At 42.0% G+C, this 25,475-nt stretch carries 23 protein-coding genes; 14 read left to right on the plus strand and 9 right to left on the minus strand.

Annotated elements, in window-relative coordinates:
- Window positions 1-124: 124 nt before the first annotated feature.
- Entirely contained in the window at window positions 125-2,173 is a 2,049-nt protein-coding gene (locus tag EW142_RS02280; RefSeq protein ID WP_313790900.1) for a sensor histidine kinase, read from the plus strand.
- A gap of 2 nt (window positions 2,174-2,175) precedes the next feature.
- Here the strand turns inward: EW142_RS02280 and EW142_RS02285 are convergent, their stop codons facing one another.
- A complete protein-coding gene (locus EW142_RS02285; RefSeq protein WP_130609073.1) occupies window positions 2,176-2,970 on the minus strand; it encodes an SDR family oxidoreductase in 795 nt (264 codons plus the stop codon).
- Between the two features lie 46 nt (window positions 2,971-3,016).
- On the opposite strand from EW142_RS02285, the gene EW142_RS02290 reads away from it, so the two are divergent.
- The 6 genes from EW142_RS02290 (at window position 3,017) to EW142_RS02315 (ending at window position 10,457) form a co-directional block, all read left to right on the plus strand.
- Window positions 3,017-4,069: an o-succinylbenzoate synthase gene (locus EW142_RS02290; protein ID WP_130609076.1), complete on the plus strand. Its 1,053-nt coding sequence runs from the start codon at window positions 3,017-3,019 to the stop codon at window positions 4,067-4,069.
- Window positions 4,060-4,998 (plus strand): CPBP family intramembrane glutamic endopeptidase, encoded by a 939-nt coding sequence (locus tag EW142_RS02295; RefSeq protein ID WP_130609079.1) that lies wholly within the window; start codon window positions 4,060-4,062, stop codon window positions 4,996-4,998. The genes EW142_RS02290 and EW142_RS02295 overlap by 10 nt, the downstream gene beginning before the upstream one ends.
- The gene (locus EW142_RS02300; protein ID WP_240740139.1) at window positions 4,964-6,049 is read left to right on the plus strand and encodes an AMP-binding protein; all 1,086 of its coding nucleotides are present in this window, start codon (window positions 4,964-4,966) and stop codon (window positions 6,047-6,049) included. Before EW142_RS02295 ends, EW142_RS02300 begins: the two co-directional genes overlap by 35 nt.
- A gap of 32 nt (window positions 6,050-6,081) precedes the next feature.
- Window positions 6,082-7,428 carry a M24 family metallopeptidase gene (locus tag EW142_RS02305; RefSeq protein WP_130609081.1) on the plus strand — a complete coding sequence of 449 codons (1,347 nt, stop codon included), beginning with the start codon at window positions 6,082-6,084 and terminating at the stop codon, window positions 7,426-7,428.
- 87 nt (window positions 7,429-7,515) lie between these two features.
- Complete coding sequence (locus EW142_RS02310) at window positions 7,516-9,309, plus strand: hypothetical protein (RefSeq protein WP_130609084.1); 1,794 nt, start codon at window positions 7,516-7,518, stop codon at window positions 9,307-9,309.
- Window positions 9,310-9,311: 2 nt separating this feature from the next.
- Window positions 9,312-10,457 carry a carboxypeptidase-like regulatory domain-containing protein gene (locus EW142_RS02315; protein ID WP_130609086.1) on the plus strand — a complete coding sequence of 382 codons (1,146 nt, stop codon included), beginning with the start codon at window positions 9,312-9,314 and terminating at the stop codon, window positions 10,455-10,457.
- A 2-nt stretch (window positions 10,458-10,459) separates the two neighbouring features.
- Here EW142_RS02315 and EW142_RS02320 read toward each other — a convergent pair whose 3' ends face one another.
- Complete coding sequence (locus tag EW142_RS02320; RefSeq protein ID WP_130609089.1) at window positions 10,460-12,088, minus strand: acyl-CoA carboxylase subunit beta; 1,629 nt, start codon at window positions 12,086-12,088, stop codon at window positions 10,460-10,462.
- 66 nt (window positions 12,089-12,154) lie between these two features.
- On the opposite strand from EW142_RS02320, the gene EW142_RS02325 reads away from it, so the two are divergent.
- The 3 genes from EW142_RS02325 to ettA all read left to right on the plus strand — a co-directional run bounded on the left by EW142_RS02325 (window position 12,155) and on the right by ettA (window position 15,108).
- A complete protein-coding gene (locus tag EW142_RS02325) occupies window positions 12,155-13,138 on the plus strand; it encodes a Gfo/Idh/MocA family protein (RefSeq protein ID WP_130609092.1) in 984 nt (327 codons plus the stop codon).
- 70 nt (window positions 13,139-13,208) lie between these two features.
- On the plus strand, window positions 13,209-13,385 hold the full coding sequence (locus tag EW142_RS16645) for a CAL67264 family membrane protein (RefSeq protein WP_165395206.1): 177 nt from the start codon (window positions 13,209-13,211) through the stop codon (window positions 13,383-13,385).
- A gap of 31 nt (window positions 13,386-13,416) precedes the next feature.
- Window positions 13,417-15,108: an energy-dependent translational throttle protein EttA gene (ettA, locus tag EW142_RS02330; protein ID WP_130609095.1), complete on the plus strand. Its 1,692-nt coding sequence runs from the start codon at window positions 13,417-13,419 to the stop codon at window positions 15,106-15,108.
- Window positions 15,109-15,112: 4 nt separating this feature from the next.
- Here the strand turns inward: ettA and EW142_RS02335 are convergent, their stop codons facing one another.
- Together EW142_RS02335 and EW142_RS02340 are read right to left on the minus strand one after the other, a co-directional pair.
- Complete coding sequence (locus EW142_RS02335) at window positions 15,113-15,793, minus strand: hypothetical protein (protein WP_130609098.1); 681 nt, start codon at window positions 15,791-15,793, stop codon at window positions 15,113-15,115.
- Window positions 15,794-15,857: 64 nt separating this feature from the next.
- Window positions 15,858-16,631: an MBL fold metallo-hydrolase gene (locus tag EW142_RS02340; protein WP_130609100.1), complete on the minus strand. Its 774-nt coding sequence runs from the start codon at window positions 16,629-16,631 to the stop codon at window positions 15,858-15,860.
- A 166-nt stretch (window positions 16,632-16,797) separates the two neighbouring features.
- Between EW142_RS02340 and EW142_RS02345 the strand changes: the two genes are divergently transcribed.
- Entirely contained in the window at window positions 16,798-17,685 is an 888-nt protein-coding gene (locus EW142_RS02345) for a hypothetical protein (RefSeq protein WP_130609103.1), read from the plus strand.
- Between the two features lie 72 nt (window positions 17,686-17,757).
- Here EW142_RS02345 and fumC read toward each other — a convergent pair whose 3' ends face one another.
- Window positions 17,758-19,155, minus strand: coding sequence for a class II fumarate hydratase (gene fumC, locus EW142_RS02350; RefSeq protein ID WP_130609105.1), 1,398 nt, complete (start codon window positions 19,153-19,155; stop codon window positions 17,758-17,760).
- Between the two features lie 138 nt (window positions 19,156-19,293).
- On the opposite strand from fumC, the gene EW142_RS16650 reads away from it, so the two are divergent.
- Complete coding sequence (locus EW142_RS16650) at window positions 19,294-19,467, plus strand: hypothetical protein (protein WP_165395207.1); 174 nt, start codon at window positions 19,294-19,296, stop codon at window positions 19,465-19,467.
- Window positions 19,468-19,497: 30 nt separating this feature from the next.
- Here the strand turns inward: EW142_RS16650 and EW142_RS02355 are convergent, their stop codons facing one another.
- The 3 genes from EW142_RS02355 to prfB form a co-directional block, all read right to left on the minus strand.
- On the minus strand, window positions 19,498-19,971 hold the full coding sequence (locus EW142_RS02355) for a hypothetical protein (protein WP_130609108.1): 474 nt from the start codon (window positions 19,969-19,971) through the stop codon (window positions 19,498-19,500).
- A gap of 83 nt (window positions 19,972-20,054) precedes the next feature.
- Window positions 20,055-20,396, minus strand: a complete 342-nt coding sequence (arsC, locus tag EW142_RS02360) for an arsenate reductase (glutaredoxin) (RefSeq protein ID WP_130609111.1) — start codon at window positions 20,394-20,396, stop codon at window positions 20,055-20,057.
- 11 nt (window positions 20,397-20,407) lie between these two features.
- Window positions 20,408-21,503, minus strand: a protein-coding gene (gene prfB, locus EW142_RS02365) for a peptide chain release factor 2 (RefSeq protein WP_130609114.1) whose coding sequence is annotated in 2 segments (ribosomal slippage) — window positions 20,408-21,439 and window positions 21,441-21,503 — 1,095 coding nt in all. Because the reading frame shifts where the segments join, the coding sequence is not laid out codon by codon here.
- A gap of 83 nt (window positions 21,504-21,586) precedes the next feature.
- Here prfB and EW142_RS02370 point away from each other — a divergent pair.
- Together EW142_RS02370 and EW142_RS02375 are read left to right on the plus strand one after the other, a co-directional pair.
- On the plus strand, window positions 21,587-23,989 hold the full coding sequence (locus EW142_RS02370; protein ID WP_130609117.1) for a zinc-dependent metalloprotease: 2,403 nt from the start codon (window positions 21,587-21,589) through the stop codon (window positions 23,987-23,989).
- Window positions 23,990-24,004: 15 nt separating this feature from the next.
- Window positions 24,005-25,030 carry a threonine aldolase family protein gene (locus tag EW142_RS02375; protein ID WP_130609120.1) on the plus strand — a complete coding sequence of 342 codons (1,026 nt, stop codon included), beginning with the start codon at window positions 24,005-24,007 and terminating at the stop codon, window positions 25,028-25,030.
- A gap of 6 nt (window positions 25,031-25,036) precedes the next feature.
- Here the strand turns inward: EW142_RS02375 and EW142_RS02380 are convergent, their stop codons facing one another.
- A complete protein-coding gene (locus EW142_RS02380) occupies window positions 25,037-25,363 on the minus strand; it encodes a YbaB/EbfC family nucleoid-associated protein (protein WP_130609123.1) in 327 nt (108 codons plus the stop codon).
- Window positions 25,364-25,475: the final 112 nt, after the last annotated feature.

The raw sequence follows: 25,475 nt of genomic DNA on the forward strand, positions 1-25,475 counted from the left end.
AATAGTGAACATCTCAATGTTAATGGATTTAATTTTGAATCAAAAGAACCGTTCTATACATAGAGATTTCTTCGCAGGGCACATGCACACCTAATGGCAATTATCCCTGCTTAAACTGCTTTTTGTGACTAGTACGGCGTCAAAAAATAAGAACAAAACACAAAATCCTTTAGAACCTAAATCCTATTTGGAGTATTATCGAATTGAAGTAATGAAATTATTCCTGAAAACCTCAATTATTGCTTTAATCACTGTGTTTTGTCATGCCTCTTGGGGTCAGGCCATTCAAGATGATGAGATCAGCGTTTTGAATCAATTTCAAGACGCACCCAACTCAGGTGAGCGCTTTGATATTTTCTTTAATTCAATGGATAGGTATAACGTGAATTCTGCCTACGATTGGTTGGATACCATCAAAATATATTTATCCAATTCCCAAACCACCAATGATTCAATTGCCTTGGGCCAATACAAAATGATGCAGGCCCAGATTTATAATGATTTGGGGGACTACGATAAGAGTATTGCTCTTGCCAAAGAATTATATGCGGCCAAAGATTCCATGAACAGGACCTCCATAAAAATAGTTCTTGATGTTCTCGACGATAATTACGCCAATCTCCAGCTGTATGACAAGCAGATAGAAATACGTAAGGAAAAACGTGAAATAGGCATCACCGAAAACGTGGCCTTCTATGACATTTACAGTAACCTTGGTTTGCACCGTAAGGCTAGAAACCAATACATTATGGAGGTAAAACCTACGATTGCCGACAATGACTCGTACGGTCTGGCCGAATATCATAGCAAGGTGGGTAACTATTTAAGGTTGGATAATTCCGCCCCGACGGCCATGAGCGAGCTTAAAAAAGCGAAGGCGTACCTTGATGTTTTTATCAACGATATATCAAAAGAAAAAACAGAACAACAACTTTTCGATGCGGACCTCTTAAAAGCTGAAATAGAAGGTAATATAGGAAAGTGCCATGTACTTTTGGGAGAATATGAAGAGGCCATTCCCTTGTTGGAAAGTAGCATTGAGGTGCTGAAATCCTCGCCAAGCAACGGACACCAGAGCGAGGTTATTGAAAACACGCTCAACTTGGCCGATGCCAATCTTCAACTGGAGCAATTTAGAGATGCAAAAAAGAGTTTGGACATTGAGTTTGATAATATCAATGCCCTACAGGATATTAAAAGAAACAGTCTTCTTGCCGCCTTTTATGATAGGGTGGAAAACTATCAAAATGCCGCTACATATTATAAGCGTAACGAAAGAATCAAAGACTCATTGAACCAAAAACAATCCTCTTTGATTAAACAGCAATTGGTTACCATTGTTGCCAATGAGGATTTGGAAAATTCACAACGTTTGATTGATGAGCAAAAACGTATCAATGAGCTGGCACGAAGCGAAATGAAAGCCAAGGATGAACGTATCAACTTGGTATTTATCTCGTTGATTTTCACCTTGCTTGGATTCGCTGGCTTGGTCTATGCCTACTTAAAGAGTATTAAAAACCAGCGTTTGATTGCCGAGCAAAAACATATTATCGAAAACGCTTTGGTTGAAAAAGATTCCCTGCTGAAAGAAATCCATCATAGGGTGAAGAACAACCTTCAGATGGTGTCGAGTCTGTTAAGTCTTCAAACGAAAAACACCCGAAGTAAATCGGCTATTGAAGCTTTGGAAGAAGGCAAGAGTAGGGTAAAGGCCATGGCATTGATTCATCAAAAATTGTATCAAAACGATGATCTTTCAGTTATCGAAATGCAAGGTTATATTGAGAGTTTGATCAATAGTGTGCAATCAGTATATAAAAAAGGAGGCCACAATATTAGCATCACTATCGATGCTGAAGGAACCGAATTGGACATTGATCGTGCCATCCCATTTGGATTGATTCTGAACGAATTGGTTTCCAATTCCTTTAAGTACGCCTTTCCGGAAAATGACGAAAACGGAAAGATTTACATCCACCTTAGAAAGAATGGCGAACAAGGTTATTTTGAATACACCGATAATGGGGTTGGTCTTCCTGAAGATACCGAGGAACGAACGCATTCCTCCATGGGAATTCGACTAATGAACCGATTGGTGAACCAGCTTCAATCCAAATTGAACATTGATAAGGCCGGCGAAGGCGTCCGCTTTTGGTTTAACTTCAGTTAAGACTACCTCACCTGACTTTTCATAACAACCTTGTGCAGCATTTTTGGAAAAAATCGCTTTAGGTATATTCCCCGTATTTCACTTCGGCCAATGTAGACTTCAAATTTTTCGTTTCGCATAGCCTTCACAATTTGTTTGGCTACTTGTTTGGGGGGCAATCCGCTTAGGGTAGCGGTATCGTTTTCTTTTTGCAACGAACCATCCCCAATCAAGGCATTTTTGGCAACATTGGTATTTACAAATCCTGGACAAACCATGGTTACTTTCACATTGTCTTTATCGTGTTCCATTCGAAGAACATCAAAAAAACCATGAAGCGCATGTTTTGCTGCGCAATAGCCCGAACGATAGGGTGAACCAAATCGACCCATTATGCTGGTTACGGTCACAAAATGCCCTCCATCATTTTCAACGAAATGTGGCAGTAAAGCCGTACTCAGCGCCACAGTGCCCAAGTAATTTATATCCATGAGCTTGCGGTAAACCTCAAAATCGGTATCCAATATCAATGACCGTTGGCTTACACCTGCGTTGTTGATTAGAACATCTACCCCGCCAAACAATGAAATTGCCTTTTGTATTAGTTCCTTCATCTCGTTGTGACGGCTCAAGTCCATGGTTAGGACTTCTATGTTGCCCCTTGGCTCACATAAGGCCTTTACTTTCTCCAATTCCTCGGCATTTCTCGAAGAAATGATAAGATTACATGCTTCCTTGCTTAAGGTTTCTGCCAGGGCTTTGCCTATTCCAGATGAAGCCCCGGTTATCCAAATGGTTTTTCCTTCTAAGTTATACATGCCTTGAATTTTTGTGTGAAAATATAAGTAAATTTGAGAGCATCACATGAAAGCGACTTACAAAAGGCACCTTCTCAATTTTAAGACCCCCAGCGGAACCTCAAGAGGCGTTATGACGGAGAAAGAAACATGGTTTTTGGTATTGAGCCATGACGGTTCTTACGGGATTGGTGAATGCGGTTTGTTACGAGGATTGAGTATCGACGATGTGGAAGGGTATGAAGCGAAACTTGCCTGGGTGTGCAAAAACGTTGATTTGGGATTAGAAAAACTTTGGGAAGAGCTCACGGAATTTCCCTCCATTCAATTTGGATTGGAACAAGCTTTTATTTCATTACAAAGCACCGATTCCTTTGAATTATTCCCTTCAGCTTTTACCAAATCCGACATCCCTATTGCCATCAATGGATTGATTTGGATGGGTGACAAGGAATTCATGTTGTCCCAATTGGAACAAAAACTTGAGGAAGGCTTCCACTGTATTAAAATGAAAATTGGAGCCATTGATTTTAAAAGTGAACTTTCCATCCTTAGATCTATTCGCGAGAAATTCTCACCTTCAGAAATTGAATTGCGCGTGGATGCCAACGGAGCCTTTTCCGCATCCGAAGCTTTGGACAAATTAAAAGTGCTCGCCAAATTCGATATCCATTCCATAGAACAGCCCATAAAGGCTGGACAATGGGAAGCGATGCAAAGATTATGCGCTGAAACACCTTTACCGATTGCTTTGGATGAAGAACTTATTGGTATATCTGATGTAACAAAAAAGGAAGAACTACTACAAACCGTGAGACCTCAATACATTATTTTGAAACCAAGTTTGATAGGAGGATTTCGGAAAAGCAAGGAATGGATTGACTTGGCGAACAAGTACCGAATAGGGTGGTGGATTACTAGCGCTTTGGAGAGCAACATTGGCTTAAATGCCATTGCCCAATGGACCTTTTCACTCCAAACTAAAATGCCACAGGGTCTGGGCACGGGAAGCTTGTTCACAAATAATTTTGAAAGCCCTTTGGAAGTTTCCGAAGGCAATCTTTTTTATAAACAAAACAAGAATTGGCAGAAAAACTTAATTCATAATTTATGTATATAGAACAAGGATACAAAGGGAGTTTAGGTCTTTGGAAATATTTGTTTCTCCCTATCGGGTTTATAGCTTTTATGGCATTCAACTACTTGGCCACTATCAATTCCCCGGTCAGTGTCGAAGACACGTTAAATCAACTTATAGATCAATTGGGCTCGAATATTGTTTTGATCATTCTATTGGCCCCTTTGGCGGCAGGTTTGTTTGTGGTTTTGGGATGGACGTACTTGGTGCATCAGCAATCCATAACCTCATTGACCACATCGCGCAAGCGAATTGATTGGAAACGAATTTTCTTTGCCTTTTTTCTTTGGGGCGGATTAACTGTTTTACTCACAGGAATTGATATCTATTTCTCTCCCGAGGATTATGTTTGGAATTTTGACCTACAGAAATTTATACCCTTGGCGATAATAGCGATTATCTTAATACCCCTGCAAACGAGTTTTGAAGAATATATGTTTCGGGGACATATCATGCAGGGTTTGGGGATTTTTGCCAAGAACAGATGGGTTCCTTTGTTTGTGACCTCCATTTTGTTTGGTCTAATGCATATTGCCAATCCCGAAGTAGAGAAGTTGGGATTGGGCATCATGGTGTTTTATATTGGAACCGGTTTCTTTTTAGGTATTCTTACCTTAATGGATGAAGGTTTGGAACTTGCACTCGGCTTTCATGCGGCCAACAATTTGATTACCGCACTTCTGGTAACTGCGGATTGGACCGCCTTTCAAACCCATTCTGTCTACAAAGACATAGCTGAGCCTGTGATTGGTTGGGATATTTTAATTCCCATTTTTGTGGTATTCCCATTACTTTTAGTTCTTTTTTCCAGGAAATATGGATGGAAAAACTGGAAAGAAAAGTTGTTTGGACGAGTAATGTCGGAAGAAGAATTTAATGCAATCAATGAAAGCGAATCCAAATTGGTATAATATTCATGAAGCTTTTAGGCTCAATGGTATTCGATACGCCTTTGAGGATCTTGGCGAGATAGGCTATAGTCTGGTCAAGGAAGGTGAGGATTTTGAAATTGGCATAGGCGACTTTCTAATGGATTGGGCTTCCGAAAAACCCACCTTAGAGGTACAAACTTCGGGTTCTACAGGTACTCCAAAGACTGTAGTTCTTAAAAAAGCGCAAATGATAAATTCTGCCAGAGCAACGGGAGCTCATTTTGAGCTATCCGAAGGAGACAGTGCTCTTTTGTGTCTCCCTTGCACGGGTATCGCCGGAAAAATGATGTTGGTGCGTGCCATGGTCTTGGGCCTTCGATTGGATTACGTAAGACCCTCCTCCGATCCTTTAAGCGATACATCAAAAGGCTATGACTTTGTGGCAATGGTACCGCTTCAACTACAGAATTCACTGAAACATCTTGACCGCATAAAAGCTTTGATTGTGGGCGGCGCTCCGGTTTCAGTGATGCTAAGAAATCAGGTCAAAACACTCAAAACCCAGGTTTTTGAAACCTATGGCATGACAGAGACCATTACCCATATAGCTTCCAAAAAGCTTAGCGATGAAAGTAGTCGCTTTTTTAGGGTACTTCCAAATGTCAATATATCACAGGATGATAGGGGATGTCTGGTTATTGACGCGCCGAACATTGCTGAAGACAGTATAAACACCAATGATCTTGTGGATTTGGTGGACGAAAACACTTTTCAATGGCTAGGTCGAGCAGATTCCATAATCAATTCTGGAGGGGTTAAATTGGTTCCTGAACAAATTGAGGAAAAAATATCCGAAGTTATGACCCATAGGTTTTTTCTCACCGGTCTTCCTGATGAAAAACTAGGACAGAAACTAGTACTTCTTATTGAAAATGGAAATTTGGACAAAACTGAGGTGTTGGAAAACCTGACAAAGTTGAAGAATCTCTCAAAATATGAGATTCCAAAAGAAGTAGTGTTGCTTGAAAATTTTGCCGAGACCAGTACCGGAAAAATACTTCGGGCGGATACGGTTCAGAAAATAAGGTAAGTTTTGTACTTTCAAATCATAAACCAACCTTCATGAAAAAGACCATACTTCTTTTAGGCTTCCTTCTCTTTTTTAAAGTACAGGCGCAGCACATACTTCCCGAGGCAGAACGAGCAAGAGTAATTGATGAGATATTGGCGGAACGCTTTAACGCACTATTGCCCCAACTTATGGATGCCGCCAATATCGATATGTGGATTCTGATATCAAGGGAATACAATGAGGATCCTGTTCTAAAAACAATGCTTCCCGCAACCTGGCTCAATGCAAGGCGCCGGACCATTTTACTTTTTTACAGAAATCAGAAACAAGGAACTATTGATAAGTTGGCCGTGGCCCGTTACAATGTTGGCAAGAACATTGTTTCAGCTTGGGATAAGGAAAAAGAGCCCAATCAGTGGAAAAGGTTGATGCAGTTAATTGAAGAACGAAATCCGAAGAAGATTGGATTGAATTTCTCCAAAGATCATAACATTGCAGATGGATTGGACAAAACCGACTATGAGGAATTTATGTTCAATCTTCCCAAAAAGTATCGCTCTAAAGTGGTGTCAGCAGAACAATTGGCGGTTCGCTGGATTGAGACACGGACCGACCGGGAAATGATTATCTACAATCAGCTGGTCGACATTACCCATGCCATTATTGCAGAAGCGTTTTCAGAAAAAGTCATTACGCCAGGAGTCACCACAACTACCGAGGTAGAGTGGTGGATGCGGCAAAAAGTTACCGATTTGGGACTTGAGACTTGGTTTCATCCAACGGTAGACGTTCAACGCACAAGTGAAAAACTTGTCGGTCATTTATACTCTTTTTCGGGCAGGCCAGATGATTTGGCCATCCTTCCTGGGGACTTGCTACACTGCGATTTCGGTATTACGTATTTGCGTTTGAACACCGATTGTCAAGAATTGGCCTATGTACTGAAACCGGAAGAAAAAAAAGCTCCCGATTATTTGGTCAATGCCCTTAAAGATGGAAATAGGGTACAAGACTTCTTGACCACGAATATGGTTAGAGGAAAAACCGGGAATGAAATACTGGCCAAAGCCTTGAGTGACGGAAAAGATGCGGGACTCCGTCCAGCCATATACACCCATCCTTTGGGGTCTTACGGGCATTCCGCTGGAACGACAATTGGCATGTGGGATTCTCAAGGTGGCGTCATGAAAGATGATGGTGAAAACTATCCACTTAATCCGAATACCGTTTACGCCATTGAGCTGAACACCACGGTCACTATCGCAGAATGGAAAAGGGATATTCGTATCATGTTAGAAGAGGCCGGATTTTTTGGCGAACAAGGGTTTCGATATGTAAATGGCCGACAAACCGAACTATTACTTATTCCCAGAATTAAGGAACATTTAGGAAATTAAAGTTGTAGCAGATTCTTCTTTTAAGTAATTTACTGCAAATAAGGCCTTTAGAGGTCAATTTGTTGTAATCTTCTTAATCTATTAGCTATGAAAAAGTTCTTTACACTCCTATTTTTTATTGTATGCATTACTTCCGGAATTTCTCAAGAAAGATTGATTCAAGGTAAGGTGATCAACGGCCAGAGTTCCCTTGACAAGGTGGACATTCAAGTACTCAACAAAGGAATCTCGGAAACGACCACAAACGATGGCAGCTATAAAATAGTGGCTGACATCGGCGATGTCCTCTTTTACAGCGCCGAAGGAATGGAGTCCGTCCAAATTCGAGTAGAGGATGTTACCCGAATACTTAATGTTGAAATGTTTCCAAGAATTGAAAAACTGGATAACGTAACGGTTACCAAGAGTCGAAATAACACTCAGAAGGAACTTGAACTGCTTTACAGAACCAATCCCAACATTATAAAAACAGCCTTTGGCTATTTGGATAAATCCAAAGCGTCTTATACAGCAAGAATATTGCAGGATGAGCAGATTTTACCTGGGGAGTTTGATTTGGCCAATGTGCTCAGAAATAGATTTCCCGGTATAAGGGTAAGCGATGGTTTTGGCTTTGGTCGTGGTCCCCTGGAAACCCAGGGCACTGGTTTTTCCGGACTTAATGGCTTTGGCAATGGAAGAGCAGTATTTCTTCGTAGCGGATGGCCTGCCTTGTTCGATATCGATGGACAAATTTTTACCAATTTTCCTGACTTCATAGATGTTCAGAACATAAGTCGTATGGCCGTGATACCATCAGCGGCCGGCACCGTGCGTTATGGCAATCTGGGTAGGGGGGGAGTAATCGTGATTAACACCAAAACCGGAACACCGGAGTTGGTGGATAACAATGGATTGCCAATTGATATAGCACGAAGGACAGATAATTTTTACAATGGGGATGCCCTTAATGAAGAAACTATCTCTAAAAATGCCCCCACCTATTTAAAGGAGCTTAGAAATGCCGCAACCTTTACAGAGGCCAAAGATGTTATGGAAAGAAATTCGAGCAAATATTCCAGTTCACCTTATTTTACATTGGATGCGTACCAGTATTTTGCTGACACATGGAAAAACCAATCCTATGCGGACCAAATTATTGATAATGCCTATAGCACAATGGGTAACAATCCAGTTCATCTAAAATCTTTGGCCTATATCTACGAATCCCAAGGAAGGTTGAATAAGGCCGAAGATGCGCTTCGTGAAGTGTTTATCCTCAGACCTCAGTATTCACAATCGTATCTCGATTTGGCCAAAGCAAACCGAAATCTTGGAAATATGGACAGAGCGGCGATTTTGTACGCGCGATATTTTTATCTTTTGGATGAAGGATTTATGCAATTGGACACCACGGCTTTTTCGACCATTGTCAACAGAGAGTTCAATAATTTTTTGGCACTTGAAAAGACAGAAATTGCTGGAGCTGTTAAAAATAGTAAACTAAAGATTGACAAGGAGGACTTTGAAGGTACGCGCCTCTTTTTTGAATGGAGCGATAGCGAGGCGGAATTTGAGTTACAGTTTGTAAACCCTGATGGACAATATTACACTTGGAAGCACACCTTGAAGGACAATGCCAAGGATATCCGCAGGGAAAAAGATTTTGGCTTTTCGTGCTCGGAATACCTTATTGATAATTCAATATCCGGTGTTTGGAAGGTCAACGTTAATTATTTAGGAAACAAAAGCCTTACTCCCTCGTATTTGAAAGCAACGGTGTATTATAACTACGGGACCAAAGCGCAAAGGAAGGATGTAATGGTGTTCAAATTGGACATCAAAAATGCGAACCGTGAGCTTTTTAAAGTGGAAAATATATCGGCCAACGTATCCAGGTAGATATGGTTGAAAAGATTTTAGCTTCACTTTTGCTTTTTGGTATTCCATTGTTTGTATCGGCCCAAAAGGACTACAAGGGAAAAATCGTGGATGCCAAAACCGGAAATCCGGTGCCTTATGTAAATATTGGGATTGTAGATAGGGGAATAGGGACGGTAAGTGATGAAGACGGAATTTTTCATCTTGAACTGACTCAAGAAATCTTAAATACTGAAGAGGAAGTACTGTTTTCATCCTTGGGCTATGAACCGCTGAAAATACCCATCCCAAACCTTGAATATCGGTACAACGATTACCCCTTAATAAATTTACAGCCGTCGGTAGTGGAACTCCAAGAAGTGGTGGTGTCCAACATCGACTCGGAATTTGTAGATCAAAATGTGGGCTACAGAAACCTTGGGGAGAACATCTTTGGCTATTGGAAAGAGAACGGAGCCCTAGGAGGGGAACTGGCGACTCGCATTCATGTAAAGAAAGGTCTTCGAAAACTAAATTCTTTGGGATTTGAGATATGGTCCAGCACATCTGACAGTGTACTACTTCGCATCAATATTTATGATATCGAGGGTCCTTTTGGAGCACCAAAGACCAATCTGAACACTTCAAAAAAAAGCATCATCTACATGGTTAAAAAAGGTCAGCGCTTTGGGCGTGTTGACTTAAATCCATACTCCATATTTGTACGCAACGACTTTGTTGCTTCACTCGAATTGTTAGAGGTTTATGGAGGTGAGGAGTTGGGTCTTGTTCTGGCAGCTTCCTCCTACGAAACTGATTCGTTCAGAAAGTATGCAAGTCAAGATAAATGGGAAAAATTGCCCAATTCGGCCATGGCCTTCTTTTTGGAATCCTCATTTATGGTACCGACAAAAACAGCTGAGCGTATCAACAAGCGTCAAGAAAAGAAAAAGAAAAAGCTTGCAATGATATCCGGATTTGTAATCAATAGAGGAAGGATGCTTTCAGACGTTGTTATAATCAACATGCGCACCAAAGAGCAGTCAAAATCCAACGAAAACGGCAGGTATTCCATACATGCCAAGGAAAAAGATGTTTTGTCCTTTACCTTGAACGGCTTTGAGACCCGATATTATAGAGTAAGCAAAAAGAGTACTCTCAACGCAAATTTACAGCTGCCACCCCAATAAACTTAAACTTGGAGTACACCCATATTAAAAGGTTTTTGAATAGGAGCATGGTTGGCTGCCTCAATCCCCATTGAAATCCATTTTCTAGTGTCCAAGGGGTCAATTATCGCATCCGTCCAAAGTCTGGCTGCAGCGTAATAGGGAGAAATCTGGTTATCGTAACGCTTCTTGATTTTATCAAATAGCTCCTTCTCTTTGTTGGCATCAAGGGCCTTTCCATTTTTTTCTAATGCCGCTTTCTCGATTTGCAACAATACCTTGGCCGCTGAGTTTCCACTCATAACGGCTAACTCCGCACTCGGCCAAGCCACGATAAGCCGAGGGTCGTAGGCCTTGCCACACATAGCATAATTACCGGCACCATAACTGTTTCCAATCACAACGGTAAATTTCGGAACTACAGAATTGGCGACAGCATTCACCATTTTGGCCCCATCTTTAATGATGCCTCCATGCTCACTTTTGCTCCCTACCATAAAGCCTGTAACATCCTGCAGAAATACCAAAGGAATTTTCTTTTGGTTGCAGTTCGCAATAAAACGTGTGGCCTTATCTGCAGAATCCGAATAAATAACACCACCAAACTGCATTTCCCCTTTTTTGGTCTTTACCACCTTTCGCTGATTGGCAACAATTCCGACGGCCCATCCATCAATGCGCGCATAACCGGTGAGAATGGTTTTACCATAACCCTCCTTGTAAGGTTCAAATTCGGAATTGTCCACCAAACGCTTGACAATTTCGAGCATATCGTACTGGTCGCTTCGCTGTCGGGGAAGGATCCCATAAATATCTTCAGGGTTTTCAGCAGGGGCCTTAGATTCAATTCGACTGAATCCTGCATTTTCGGCATCCCCAATTTTATCTACAATGTTTCGAATGGTATCCAATGCATCAGCATCGTCTTTGGCCTTATAATCCACCACACCACTAATTTCAGAATGGGTAGTTGCACCACCTAAGGTTTCGTTGTCAATGCTTTCCCCGATGGCGGCTTTTACCAAGTAGCTACCTGCCAAGAAAATGCTTCCTGTTTTATCGACTATCAGGGCCTCATCACTCATAATTGGTAAATAGGCACCTCCCGCAACGCAGCTACCCATTACTGCGGAAATCTGGGTGATTCCCATGCTGCTCATAACGGCATTGTTTCTGAAAATTCGCCCAAAGTGTTCTTTGTCGGGGAAAATCTCATCTTGCATGGGCAAGTACACCCCGGCACTATCAACAAGGTAAATAATGGGCAAACGGTTCTCAATGGAGATTTCTTGGGCCCTTAAGTTCTTTTTCCCGGTGATAGGGAACCAGGCTCCGGCTTTGACCGTGGCATCGTTGGCGACAACCACAAATTGTTTTCCGTGGATATATCCGATTTTCACAATAACCCCACCTGAAGGGCATCCTCCGTGTTCCTCGTACATGCCATCACCCGCGAAGGCTCCTATTTCAATGGCTTCTTTGTCCTTATCGAGTAAATAATCAATCCGCTCACGGGCCGTCATCTTTCCTTTGGCGTGGTGTTTTTCAATGCGACTCTTGCCACCCCCAAGTTTAACGGTAGAAAGCTTTTTACGTAAATCTGAAATTTTTAGTTTGTTGTGGTCTTCGTTTTTATTGAAGTTTATGTCCATAATTTGCAAACCATTTTCGGCATATCGGCTAAAGATACGGAGTATTAATCATTACTTTTGGGTTCTATGCATGGTAAAATTAGATGGGGTATCGTGGGCCCAGGAAAGATTGCCCATAAGTTCGCAAAAGACGTCAAAATCACTTCGGATGGGGTACTTTCAGCGGTAGCATCCAGAAGTGTTGACAGAGCTCAGGAGTTTGCCAACGAGCATAAAATTCCAAATGTATTTGGTAGCTATGAGGCTATGTTCCAATCTCCAGAAGTGGATGTGGTTTACATAGCCACCCCGCATAATTTTCACAAACAATTGGCTTTAATGGCCATGCAACATGGCAAACATGTACTTTGTGAAAAGCCCTTGGGTGTAAATTCTGAAGAGGTAAAGGAGCTGATACGAGCCGCAAAGGACCACAATGTGTTTTTGATGGAAGGCTTGTGGTCAAGGTTCAACCCTTCTATGCGAAAAGTAAAAGAGTTGGTGGATCAAGGTAAAATAGGTCAGGTTTCGTATATCCGGGCAGATTTTGCTTTTTATGCCTTAGATCGGGACGAGTCGTCGCGCCTGTTTAATCCGGAATTGGCATCGGGTTCTATTTTAGATATAGGCATCTACCCCATATTTCTCTCGTATTTGATTTTGGGTAAGCCTTCGGCCATAAAGGCATTTGCAAATTTTCATCCCAACGGTACAGAAATACAGACTTCAATCCTGTTCAAGTATCCAAACGCATTGTCCGTGCTCTATAGCGGATTGACCAGTACATCAAAAATGGAAGCTGAAATCTCTGGAAGCGAAGCCGAATTGCTTTTACATCCCAGATGGCACGAAACCAACTCATTTTCCTTCAAAAAACAGGAAGAACTAAAAACCATAGAGCTACCTATGAAAGGTGGAGGTCTTTATCACGAAATTGAAGAAGTTCATAATTGTCTGAAAACAAATAAATTAGAAAGTGAACTTTGGAGCCATGAAGACAGCTTGGTTTTAGCAGAACTTATTGATGAGGTACGTCGGCAAGTAGGTGTGACCTTCCCCTTTGAAGCCTAAACCCAGAAGAGATTTAGACATTGTCTTTTTTTTGCGATATTTGGTCCACTATTGAATTTATACTATGGGAATGAACAAAAACACCGTACTGGCCTGGGCTACTTGGATCATGATTTTTGTGGGGCTTGGAATGATTGCATTGGGAGCATTTAAATACGACGAGGTCGCTGGTTATGGATTCGGAGCAGTAGGTGTTGGTTTCTTTGCCATTGCATGGGTTTTTAACGCCCTCAAGGGTAGGGTATAGCTTTCCTTTTTCTTAACTAAAATACTGCTGGATGTCAGACGATAAAAAGGTCATTTTTTCAATGTCCGGGGTGACCAAAACGTTTAAAACTGCGAATACCCCAGTTCTCAAGAATATATATCTAAGTTTCTTCTACGGAGCGAAAATTGGCATCCTGGGACTCAATGGCTCAGGAAAATCCACCTTGCTCAAAATAATTGCGGGAGTGGATAAAAACTATCAAGGTGATGTAGTATTCTCTCCGGGCTATACTGTAGGCTATCTGGAACAGGAACCCCAATTGGATGAAAACAAAACCGTTCTCGAAGTGGTTAAGGAAGGTGTGGCCGAAACCGTTGCTATTTTGGACGAGTATAACAAGATCAACGACATGTTCGCGCTTCCTGAAGTTTATGAAGATGCGGATAAGATGCAGAAGCTTATGGATAAGCAGGCCAGTCTGCAAGACAAGATTGATGCTTCAAATGCTTGGGAATTGGATACCAAACTTGAAATCGCCATGGATGCCCTCAGAACCCCAGAATCTGACAAAAAGATTGGCGTTTTATCAGGTGGGGAACGAAGAAGAGTTGCGCTTTGTCGATTGTTGTTGCAAGAACCTGATGTTTTATTGCTGGATGAGCCGACCAACCATTTGGATGCGGAATCGGTACATTGGTTGGAGCACCATTTAGCCCAATATAAGGGAACAGTCATTGCAGTTACCCACGACCGCTATTTTCTGGACAATGTGGCCGGTTGGATTTTGGAATTGGATAGGGGAGAAGGTATCCCTTGGAAGGGCAACTACTCTGGATGGTTAGATCAGAAGGCGAAACGATTGGCCCAAGAAAGCAAGCAGGCCTCAAAACGTCAGAAAACCTTGGAGCGAGAGCTGGATTGGGTGCGACAAGGAGCCAAAGGGAGACAAACGAAGCAAAAAGCCCGTTTGAAGAATTATGACAAATTATTGAGCCAAGATCAGAAGCAACTCGAGGAAAAACTGGAAATCTACATCCCAAACGGACCACGATTGGGGACCAATGTTATTGAGGCAAAGGGAGTGAGCAAAGCTTATGGCGACAAACTCCTCTATGAGGATCTGAACTTTAATTTGCCCCAAGCAGGAATCGTAGGCATCATTGGACCAAACGGAGCAGGGAAGACGACTATTTTCCGAATGATTATGGGAGAAGAGACTCCCGATAAAGGGGAATTCGTTGTTGGGGATACCGCTAAATTGGCCTATGTGGACCAAAGCCATTCGAATATTGACCCCGACAAAACAATCTGGGAAAACTTTAGCGACGGTCAAGAACTGATCAATATGGGTGGACGTCAAGTCAATTCGAGAGCCTATCTCAGTCGATTCAATTTCTCCGGAAGTGAACAAAACAAAAAAGTCAACATGCTCTCTGGAGGGGAACGAAACAGGCTTCATTTGGCAATGACCTTAAAAGAAGAAGGAAACGTGTTGCTTCTGGATGAGCCAACGAACGATTTGGATGTAAATACCCTACGCGCTTTGGAAGAAGGTTTGGAAAATTTTGCGGGTTGTGCTGTTATCATATCCCACGACCGTTGGTTCCTAGATCGGATTTGCACCCATATTCTTGCCTTCGAGGGAGATTCGCAGGTTTATTTTTTCGAGGGGTCTTTTTCAGACTATGAAGAGAACAAAAAGAAACGCCTTGGGGCAGATATCATGCCCAAGAGAATCAAGTACAAAAAGCTTATTCGCTAGAGAATCACTTGCGATTTAGGTCTTCTAGACCTTGTTCCAAGATTTTCTTGGCTTCTTGTAGATAGGCCTTTTGATGCGCGACCAATCCATCGGGATTATCACTATCATTTGAATGGGGATTCAATGTTTTGGAAAGAAGCACCAATTTTTCCACGGCCTTCCGAGCAGAATCCAATCGAGCGTTGGCGTGATCATCAAAAACCTTGACCATCTGCTGCTCAAACTCTGTGTTATCATCTGTTTCAGAAGCCTTGTAGGCTTCATTTTCAATTGTTGTTTCTTCACTGTCCTCAACAATAACATCGGCAGGGTCATTTTGCGTGCACTCATCCAAAGCGGTTATCAATTCATGGATCTGAGCGATGGATTTTTTGGTAAAGAAACGACCTGCTTCCCAGTCATATGGCTCAATGGCTTTTTCCAAAGTTTCCATGGCATCCAAGGTCTTATCCCCAGATTTTGCGCAACCACACTCTTCTTGGTACTGTTTTGATTTTTCCAAAGCCTCCAGAGCCCGTTCAGCAAAATACATTTGATGCTCAAAATTGGTAGCAGTCATTCCCTTTTTGGCATGGTTCAAACTATAGGCTACTTTGGCATATAAGTTGTCACATCGGTTGGCTTGTGAAGTGAATACAACGCAGAAAAACGCAAGAATGCTCAGTGCATAAGTTCTTTGTGCCATGGTTCGATTGATTTGGGTTAATCTTAGTGCTTTAACGATGATATTGCAGGAATAGTATAAATTCCTAAAAATCATCGTTGGGATACCAATCCAGCTGGATAACCTGTATGTTTTTGTTTCCTGAGGCAACCAACGATTTAAATTTGACCACGTCGCTTACATCCGGTCTTCCTCTGTAATGATATGGGTATACCTCCTTAGGTTGAAATTCCAAAACGGCATTGGCTGCACTTTCTACGGTCATTGTATAGGGTAGGTTCATACAAATAAATGCCTTGTCAATGTCTTGTAAGGCTCTCATTTCGGGAATATCCTCGGTGTCCCCAGAAAAGTAAAGTCTTTGTCCATCCATGATTAAAACATATCCATTGCCCCTTCCCTTGGCATGAAATTTCAAGGCTTCTTCCCGTAAGTTGTACATGGGTATGGCCTCGACTTTGATGCCATAGCGCTCTTTTGAATCCCCATTGTTCAATACATCGATTTGGGGCGTGAATGCGTCCGGCATTTTGTCCGCCACAGCTTGGGGCACCATTATTTTGGCCTTACCGGTATCCAAAGCTTCAAGGGTTTTCAAGCTGAAATGGTCTCCATGGATATCCGTTATCAGAATCAAATCTGCTATGCCGTGTGATTCATAACTGGTTTTTTCTCCAACGGGATCAATGTAAATGGTGAGTTCATTCCATTTTAAAACCGCAGAGGCATGTTCAACGGGAATAATTTCTATGGATGGGCTTTCTTTTGAGGCCAGTTTTTTGTTTTCCTGGCCCAGTACTCCTACTAATCCTGTACAGTAAAAGGCAATAACAAAACTATATAGGTGACTTTTTTTCATGGCAGTTTCTTATCAAATTCCCTTAAAAATAAGATATGCAGCTAATTGCTGTATTTTTTTTGAGATTTATTTCACTATTAAAAATCCAAAATGAAAACCCTAGCGTATATAACACCGAACACAATTGATAAATACACGTAAACCAATATCAATTAATTTGAAAGTTATGACTGAAACAAAAAGTAACAACGGGTTAAAGGTAATAGCAGGTCTGCTTGGGGTGGTACTTTTAGGAACCATTATCTATACAGTAAGCCTTTACCAAGATAAAAAGAAAACCACTACGGCTCTTCAGCAAGAAAAGGATTTGGTGGTTGAAGATTTGAATAGCTTGAAATCTGAATATGACAAAGCTATTTTGGAAAGCAACGCTACAAATGAGGAATTGGTAGCTGCTAGAGACAATATTGCAAAGTATATTGACTCTGTACAAGGGATGAAAGCTGATATTGCTTCCCTATCTCGTTACAGAAGACAAGTAAGTGTGCTTAAAGCTGAAAGAGAGGAACTTTTAAAGCAAGTGGATTCTTTGACTACTTCAAACACTTTGTTGGCCATGCAAAGAGACAGCACATTTGTTGAGCTAGAAAAGCAGGCTGTTTTCAGCGACTCTTTGGTAGTACAAAACACACAATTGGCCGATGCTGTTGAAAGAGGTTCTGCACTTAGCCTTTCTACCTTCACTGTTGATGCAGTTAGAGAACGCAACAACGGAAAATTGGTTTCTACTTCTAGAGCCAAGTCCACAGATAAGTTTAAAGTATGTTTTACCGTAGCTGATAATGTTATCGCTGAGGCGGGTGACCGTGAGTTCTTCATTGAAGTACTTGACCCACAAGGCAACGTTTTGGGAGATAGCTTCTCTAAGTCTACTGAAGAAGGCTCTAGCATTACGTATAGCAAGGGAACAAACTTCTATTATGAGAATGGTTCTTTGGATGTTTGTGATTATATCAATAAGCCAGCAAGTGATTTCCAAAAAGGAAACTACATGGTGAATGTTTATGACAACAAATTGAAGTTGTTGGGAACTTCCAAGTTCATCCTGAAATAGTACACTATCCATATAAACACAAAAAGCCCGTTCCATTTTGGTCGGGCTTTTTTAATGGGGTGTTGTGAAAGACTATTTTAAGCCTCCCACCATATCTTCAGGTTTTACCCAACTGTCATACTCTTCCGCCGTCACATATCCCAAATTGATGGCTTCTTCCCGTAAAGTGGTCCCATTCTGATGTGCCGTATTGGCTATTTCTGCGGCCTTGTAGTACCCAATTTTAGTGTTGAGCGCAGTTACCAGCATCAAGGAATTGTTCAAGAGTTTTTTGATGACCTCGTGGTTGGGTTCAATTCCAGAAGCACAGTTTTCATCAAAGCTCACACAGGCATCTCCCAATAGTTGGGCCGACTGCAGAATATTGGCCGCCATAACGGGTTTAAATACGTTTAGCTCATAATGACCCTGAGTGCCACCAACACTAATGGCGACATCATTTCCCATGACTTGTGCGCAAACCATGGTCATGGCTTCACATTGGGTAGGATTAACTTTGCCAGGCATTATGGAACTACCGGGCTCATTGGCAGGGATTATGATTTCTCCAATTCCTGAACGAGGCCCTGATGCCATCATTCGAATATCATTGGCAATCTTGTTTAGGGAAACAGCCAATTGTTTCAATGCCCCATGACTCTCCACAATAGCATCATGGGATGCAAGGGCCTCAAATTTATTGGCCGCTGTCTTGAAAGGTAATCCTGTAAAATCCGAAATGTATTTTGCTACAAGTACGTCATAACCCTTGGGCGTATTGAGCCCGGTTCCTACTGCTGTTCCACCCAAAGCCAATTCACTCAAGTGATCTAACGTATTTCTAAGGGCTTTTAGTCCATGGTCCAATTGGGCCACATAGCCCGAAAATTCCTGTCCCAAGGTTAGGGGAGTGGCATCCATCAGGTGAGTACGTCCAATTTTAACCACAGCCTTAAAGGCTTTGGCTTTTGAATCGAGTGTATTTCGCAGTTGTTCCACACCTGGAATGGTGACCTCTACAATTTTCTTATAAGCTCCAATGTGCATCCCCGTTGGAAAGGTATCATTGGAGGACTGGCTTTTGTTCACATCATCGTTTGGTGTAATGGTCTTTTCGCCTTCCCCAATCTTTTTTCCTGAAAGCTCATGGGCCCTATTGGCAATCACCTCATTTACATTCATATTGCTTTGGGTGCCGGAACCTGTTTGCCAGATGACTAGGGGGAATTGGCTATCGTGCTTGCCCTCCAAAATCTCATCGCATACTTGGGCAATTAGATCTCTTTTTTCTTCAGATAGCACTCCGAGCTCATGATTGGTATATGCTGCCGCTTTTTTTAGGTAAGCAAATCCATAAACAATATCCAGAGGCATCGAACCGGCAGGACCGATTTTAAAATTGTTTCGCGAACGTTCGGTTTGTGCTCCCCAATATTTGTCCGAGGGCACTTTTACCTCGCCCATGGTATCTTTCTCAATTCTATAATCCATATCCAAAGTGTTAGATATACAAAGTTAGGGCTTAACACTTTTTCTACCATGTGGATCAACCACTATCACATATTTTTTTATTTGGACTTGTTTTTTTAATGCAATTCAGGGTATCTTTGTATCTCAAAACGCAGAAAAATGTTCGAATTCGACCAATACTTAGGATTTTTAGCATTCTTGACCATACTCACCATTGGTTTTTGGTTAATGATTTTCTTGTTGACTTTTGTAGTCCCCTATTGGTTGGTAGGAAACCTGCGTGAAATGCTTAAGGAAAGACGTGAGGCCAAACGGGCTCAACTTGACAAATAAAAAAAGAGGCCTTTCGGGCCTCTTTTCATTTTAATCCTTCTTGGATTTCTTTTTCTTTTTCTTCTTCAGTTTTCGGGTATCAAAGTTGTTTTTTTGAAGCTCCATATAGGACTCATATTTTTCTGGAGGAAGCCCCGCTTTAATATCAGCATCCTGATTTTTGGATATTTTTTCCAATTCCTCCTTCATCTTATCGGGTTCCAATTCCAATATTCCCAATTCTATACGTTGTTGCACGTATTTTACCAAAGTTGTCCGAACTACTGCCTCTTCGAAAGGATCCAATGCCAAGGCCTCTGATATTGAGGGCATGCGCTCCTCCACCAATTCTTCCGCAGTCTTGGGTTCCGGAGGCTTTGGGGCACTTTGTGCTTGCGGAACCGTACTTTGGCCCCGACCATACCGACTACCAAAACGGTTACCCCGACCTACTTGCCCAAATAGCGTCTCCATACCACTAAAAAGAGTAATGGCCACCAATAAAATCAACGTCTGTCTTCTCATTTTCTATTTCATTAAATGCAAGCTGGTCAATTGTGCCTCTAAGATACTCACAAATAGAGGCTTTGACAAATGAGTGTCCCTACCTAAAGGATATCTTTGATTCTTTCTGCAGGTCTTGCCACTACAGCTTTGTCTCCATTAACCACGATGGGCCGCTCAATAAGCTTTGGATTTTCAACCATAGCTTTGATGATTTCCGAGTCGCTCAGGTTTTTCCCCTTGTACTTCTCTTTCCATACGGCCTCATTGGTTCGTACCAACTCCATGGGTTTCATTCCAAGGTATCCCAATACTTGTGCCAACTTTTCTTGAGAGGGAATTTCATCCAAATACCTCACCTCTTCAAAGTCCAATCCCTTTTCCTGCAGATAGGCAAGCCCTTCTCGAGACTTTCTGCATCTGGGGTTATGATAAATTTTCAACATCTGTATATATTTTAGTCCTCTTTTTGACCCATCATCATGAGATAGGATTTTAAAAAAGCATCGATTTCTCCATCCATTACAGCATCTACATTGCCCGTTTCTTCTCCAGTCCTTACGTCCTTTACCAATTTATAGGGATGCATTACGTAATTTCTAATTTGCGACCCCCATTCAATCTTCATTTTAGAGGATTCTATTTCGGCCCTTGCTTCCTGTTTTTTTCGAAGTTCAATTTCATAGAGCTGCGATTTCAACATTTTCATGGCCGTGGCCCTATTGTCATGTTGCGAACGTGAATCGGAACAAGAGATCTGGATTCCAGTGGGTTTGTGAACCAACTGAACCTTCGTCTCAACCTTGTTTACATTTTGACCACCCGCTCCGCTAGACCGAGCTGTTGTAATTTCAATATCCGAAGGGTTTACTTCAATTTCAATGGAGTCATCGACCAGGGGATACACATAAACCGAGGCAAATGAGGTGTGGCGTTTAGCATTGCTGTCAAATGGAGAAATACGTACCAGACGATGCACCCCATTTTCACCTTTTAGCCAGCCAAAAGCATATTCACCTTCGATTTCCAGAGTGACGTTCTTTATACCGGCAACATCCCCATCCTGATAATTGAGCTCCTTGACTTTATACCCATTTTTTTCACTCCACATAATGTACATCCGCATAAGCATTGCAGCCCAATCACAACTTTCGGTACCCCCAGCACCGGCCGTAATCTGCAAAACAGCGGTAAGTTCATCCCCCTCATCAGAAAGCATGTTTTTGAACTCCAAGTTTTCGATGGCCAACTGGGCTTTTTCAAACTGGGATTCAACCTCGGCTTCTTCGACTTCACCGCCTTGTTGAAATTCGATAAGCACCTCTAGATCACCGATCAAGGTTTTGGCGGTGTTGAAGTCTTCCACCCATTTTTTTTTGGATTTTATGGATTGCATTTGGACCTGCGCCTGCTGTGGATTGTCCCAAAAGCCAGGAGATAGGGTTTTCTCCTCTTCGTTTTCTATTTCAATGAGTTTGGCATCAATGTCAAAGATACCTCCTTAACGCACCAAGGCGTTCGATAAGATCTTTCTGTTGATCTGTACTTACCATACAATTAAATTTCCAGCAAAAATAAGGTTTCGGTACGGCAGGACAACTAAATTTACATATTTTTAAAGTCAAGATTCACGAAAATGAAACACATCCAATTATTATTGCTCTCAGCGCTTTTTTGCCTCAATTTTTCCATCGGCCAAGAATTGAAAAAAGCGGCCGACTATCAAAAATTCAATGGCTTTTTCAACTATTATTATGATGATAAAAATGATAAGGTCTTCTTAGAGGTGGAAAACCTTGAAGAAGAGTTTCTCTATGTATATTCTTTGAGCAGCGGTATTGGAAGCAATGATATCGGATTGGACAGAGGGCAATTGGGCAATGAGCAAGTTGTGTTCTTTAAAAAAGCGGGCACCAAACTATTACTTGTCCAACCCAATCTAAAATTTAGAGCGCTAACGAAAAACGAATTGGAACGAAAGTCCGTGGAGCAAGCCTTTGCCAAATCGGTTTTACATGGATTCCCAATTGTTGAAGAAGCCAAGGGACGCTATTTAATTGACATTACGGAATTTTTGATGCGCGATGCCCATGGGGTCGCATCAAGATTAAAAAGTAGAAAGCAAGGCTCCTACAGCCTGGATACCTCCAAAAGTGCCTTTGCCTTTGAGCGCACGAAAGCCTTTCCTAAAAATGTAGAATTTGATGTGACGCTTACCTTCAAGGGTACTCCTACCGGCGACTGGATCAGGTCAGTCGCACCCAATCCAAATTTGGTTACAGTTGCGCAACACCACTCCTTTGTTGAATTGCCCGATGATGGGTATAAAAAACGGGAATTTGACCCTCGATGTGGATCCTATCCTTTTACCTACTACGATTATGCAACTCCTGTGCAAGAACCTATCTTGAAACGTTTTGTGAGACGTCATAGGCTTGAAAAGAAAAACCCGAATGCTGAAGTGAGCGAAGCTGTGGAACCCATTATTTACTATTTGGATAATGGCACACCGGAGCCTGTTCTTTCTGCCCTTATGGAGGGTGGGAAATGGTGGAATCAGGCCTTTGAGGCAATTGGATACAAAGACGCTTTTCAACTGAAGATTTTGCCTGAAGATGCCGATCCCTTGGATGTACGATACAATGTTATTCAATGGGTACATCGGTCTACAAGAGGTTGGAGTTATGGAAGTAGTGTTACCGACCCAAGAACCGGAGAAATCATCAAAGGACACGTAAGTTTGGGAAGTTTGCGAATTCGTCAAGACTTTATGATAGCGCAGGCCTTAATGAACAAGCCTTTTGGGGAAAGGGATGACAATTATCAACCCATGTTGGAGTTGGCCCTAGCTAGAATCCGGCAACTTTCGGCGCATGAAATTGGCCATACCTTGGGTTTTGCGCATAATTTCGCCGCAAGTACCAACAACCGGGCCTCGGTGATGGACTACCCACATCCGCAGTTTGAATTGATTGGGAACACTATTGATTTTTCACAACCCTATGATACTGGAATAGGAGAGTGGGACAAGGTATCCGTCGCGTATTCCTATACCGATTTCCCCTCGGGAGAAGACGAAAAATCAGGACTCAATGCAATTTTAAAAAAGGCCCAGGATGATGGCCTTCGCTATATTTCAGATCAAGATGCGCGACCTAGGGGTGGGGCGCATGCATTCGCTCATCTATGGGATAACGGAAGAAATGCCTTCCAAGAGTTGGAGAAGGTTTTGGATATTCGAAAAACAGCCATTCGCAATTTCTCCGTGGATAACATACGAAATGGAGAGGCCAATTCTGTGTTGGAGGACGTTTTTGTCCCGTTATATTTTTTCCATAGATATCAGACTGAGGCCGCCGCCAAGCTTGTTGGCGGATTGGACTATAACTATGCAGTGAAGGGAGATGGCCAACGTACTGTAGCTTCCTTAAATGTTGCAAATCAAGAAAAGGCGCTTCAGACACTTCTTAGAACCCTTGATGCTGAGGAAATCGCCATTCCAAAGGAAAAAATGAACTTGTTCCCGCCTAGGGCGATAGGATATAACCGAACCCGTGAGTCCTTTAAAGGTAGAATGGGCGTATCGTTCGATGCGCTTTCAGCGGCGGAGACCGCAGCTGACATGACTCTGGGATTGTTGTTGCATCCCGAAAGGGCGTCACGATTGGTACAACAGAAAAGTTTGGATGAGGACCAATTGGGACTTCAAGATGTTTTGGATAATTTGATGAAAGAGACCCTTAAAAGCAAAAAGCGGGAACCATATCATTTAGAGGTCCAGAATACTATCAATTTCAGGATACTTCACCATATCATGAACTTGGCGGCCCACAAGGAAGTGCATCCGCAGGTAAATGCTCTGGCATATCAAGCTTTAAAGGAGTTAAAAACCTACCTTTTGACAAGCGAAAGAAATGGTATTTCTGAAGAAATGGTCCGAAGAATTGATGCATTTGCGAAAGAGCCTTCCAAGTTTAAGGTTTTGGCTTCTCCAAAAATTCCCGATGGTTCTCCCATCGGAATGGATTGTATGAACTAAATCCACTTTTCTCGAATGAAGATTAATTTGATCAGCGATACAGTCACACGCCCCTCCCAAGGCATGTTGAGGGCAATGATGACCGCGGAAGTGGGAGATGATGTTTTTAAGAATGACCCTACCGTAAATGCACTTGAGGAAAAAGCAGCGGATTACTTCGGAATGCAATCCGCTTTGTTTTTCCCAAGTGGCACCATGACAAATCAAACTGCCATCAAGTTGCACACTCAACCAGGTGACCAATTGATTTGTGATAAATATGCCCATGTTTACAATTATGAAGGAGGAGGTGTAAGCTTCAATAGTGGTGTTTCCTGTAAGTTAGTGGATGGACACAGGGGAATGATGACCTCGGAACAAGTGGAAAAAGCCATCAACCCTCCTGATTTTTATCATAGTCCGTTGACAAGCCTGGTCTGTATTGAGAATACGACCAATAAGGGAGGTGGGGCCTGCTGGGACTTTGAAGAATTAAAGAAAATTAGAAAGGTTTGTGATGCCAATGGATTGGGCTACCATTTGGACGGAGCAAGAATTTGGAATGCACTGGTTGCCAAAAAAGAAAACCCTAAAGCTTATGGGGGTCTCTTCGATTCTATAAGCGTTTGTTTGAGCAAAGGTTTGGGTTGCCCTGTGGGTTCTGTTTTAGTGGGGGATGAAGAACTGATAGGAAGAGCATTGCGAATACGAAAAATATTGGGTGGGGGCATGCGTCAATCCGGGTATTTGGCCGCTGCAGGTATCTATGCTTTGGACAACAATATTGATAGACTGGCAGAAGACCACCAAAAAGCCAAGGAGATTGGTGAGGTTCTCAGCGAATTGTCCTATATCAAAAAAGTGGAACCGATTGAAACCAACATTATTATTTTTGAAATCAATGCTTCGATGTTCACAGAGGCAGAATTTCTTGCAAAACTGGTACAAAACAATATTGAAATCATTGGTATGGGCCAGGGTAAGCTAAGAATGGTAACCCACTTGGACTATACTGATGAAATGCACGAACACACCCTAAATGTGCTCAAACAAATAGCCTAAAAACCTTTATTTAAAAAGAGAATCCATGCCAGGAATGTTGGGCATACCTTCTTTGGCAACGGCTCCCAGTTCTGCTTCTTGAACACTTGTCGCTTTTTCAATGGCCTTATTCAGGGTTAGGATAAGATAATCCTCCAACTGTTCCCTATCGTTCAATAAACTATTATCGATTGTAAGTGATTTCAGTTCTCTATTGGCAGTAAGTGTGACCTTTAGCAAGCCATCTGCCGAACTCTCATCAATCATAACCGTATTGAGTCTTTCTTTGGTAGCTTTTACCTTTTCTTGGGTTTCTTTGAGCTTTCCCATCATTCCCATGAAGTCTCCAAACATAATCTTCGATTTTATTCGTTTTCAAAAGTAGTAAATAGATTAAAATCAAATCAATGACGCTTCGGTTAACATATATCTTCATTCCAATTTTCTACCTTATTTTTGTCGCCGC

The sequence above is a fragment of the Flagellimonas allohymeniacidonis genome (assembly GCF_004296335.1).
Classification (GTDB): domain Bacteria; phylum Bacteroidota; class Bacteroidia; order Flavobacteriales; family Flavobacteriaceae; genus Flagellimonas; species Flagellimonas allohymeniacidonis.

Excerpts from the sequence above, each read along its gene's own strand:
- EW142_RS02325 (WP_130609092.1), top strand. The coding sequence starts at position 12,155 with ATGCATGGTAAAATTAGATGGGGTATCGTGGGCCCAGGAAAGATTGCC.
- EW142_RS02380 (WP_130609123.1), bottom strand. The coding sequence starts at position 25,363 with ATGTTTGGAGACTTCATGGGAATGATGGGAAAGCTCAAAGAAACCCAA.
- EW142_RS02320 (WP_130609089.1), bottom strand. The coding sequence starts at position 12,088 with ATGGACATAAACTTCAATAAAAACGAAGACCACAACAAACTAAAAATT.
- EW142_RS02345 (WP_130609103.1), top strand. The coding sequence starts at position 16,798 with ATGACTGAAACAAAAAGTAACAACGGGTTAAAGGTAATAGCAGGTCTG.
- EW142_RS02295 (WP_130609079.1), top strand. The coding sequence starts at position 4,060 with ATGTATATAGAACAAGGATACAAAGGGAGTTTAGGTCTTTGGAAATAT.
- arsC (WP_130609111.1), bottom strand. The coding sequence starts at position 20,396 with ATGTTGAAAATTTATCATAACCCCAGATGCAGAAAGTCTCGAGAAGGG.
- EW142_RS02375 (WP_130609120.1), top strand. The coding sequence starts at position 24,005 with ATGAAGATTAATTTGATCAGCGATACAGTCACACGCCCCTCCCAAGGC.
- fumC (WP_130609105.1), bottom strand. The coding sequence starts at position 19,155 with ATGGATTATAGAATTGAGAAAGATACCATGGGCGAGGTAAAAGTGCCC.
- EW142_RS02335 (WP_130609098.1), bottom strand. The coding sequence starts at position 15,793 with ATGGCACAAAGAACTTATGCACTGAGCATTCTTGCGTTTTTCTGCGTT.
- EW142_RS02285 (WP_130609073.1), bottom strand. The coding sequence starts at position 2,970 with ATGTATAACTTAGAAGGAAAAACCATTTGGATAACCGGGGCTTCATCT.
- EW142_RS02355 (WP_130609108.1), bottom strand. The coding sequence starts at position 19,971 with ATGAGAAGACAGACGTTGATTTTATTGGTGGCCATTACTCTTTTTAGT.
- EW142_RS16650 (WP_165395207.1), top strand. The coding sequence starts at position 19,294 with ATGTTCGAATTCGACCAATACTTAGGATTTTTAGCATTCTTGACCATA.
- EW142_RS16645 (WP_165395206.1), top strand. The coding sequence starts at position 13,209 with ATGAACAAAAACACCGTACTGGCCTGGGCTACTTGGATCATGATTTTT.
- EW142_RS02340 (WP_130609100.1), bottom strand. The coding sequence starts at position 16,631 with ATGAAAAAAAGTCACCTATATAGTTTTGTTATTGCCTTTTACTGTACA.
- ettA (WP_130609095.1), top strand. The coding sequence starts at position 13,417 with ATGTCAGACGATAAAAAGGTCATTTTTTCAATGTCCGGGGTGACCAAA.
- EW142_RS02300 (WP_240740139.1), top strand. The coding sequence starts at position 4,964 with ATGCAATCAATGAAAGCGAATCCAAATTGGTATAATATTCATGAAGCT.
- EW142_RS02290 (WP_130609076.1), top strand. The coding sequence starts at position 3,017 with ATGAAAGCGACTTACAAAAGGCACCTTCTCAATTTTAAGACCCCCAGC.
- EW142_RS02370 (WP_130609117.1), top strand. The coding sequence starts at position 21,587 with ATGAAACACATCCAATTATTATTGCTCTCAGCGCTTTTTTGCCTCAAT.
- EW142_RS02315 (WP_130609086.1), top strand. The coding sequence starts at position 9,312 with ATGGTTGAAAAGATTTTAGCTTCACTTTTGCTTTTTGGTATTCCATTG.
- EW142_RS02310 (WP_130609084.1), top strand. The coding sequence starts at position 7,516 with ATGAAAAAGTTCTTTACACTCCTATTTTTTATTGTATGCATTACTTCC.
- EW142_RS02305 (WP_130609081.1), top strand. The coding sequence starts at position 6,082 with ATGAAAAAGACCATACTTCTTTTAGGCTTCCTTCTCTTTTTTAAAGTA.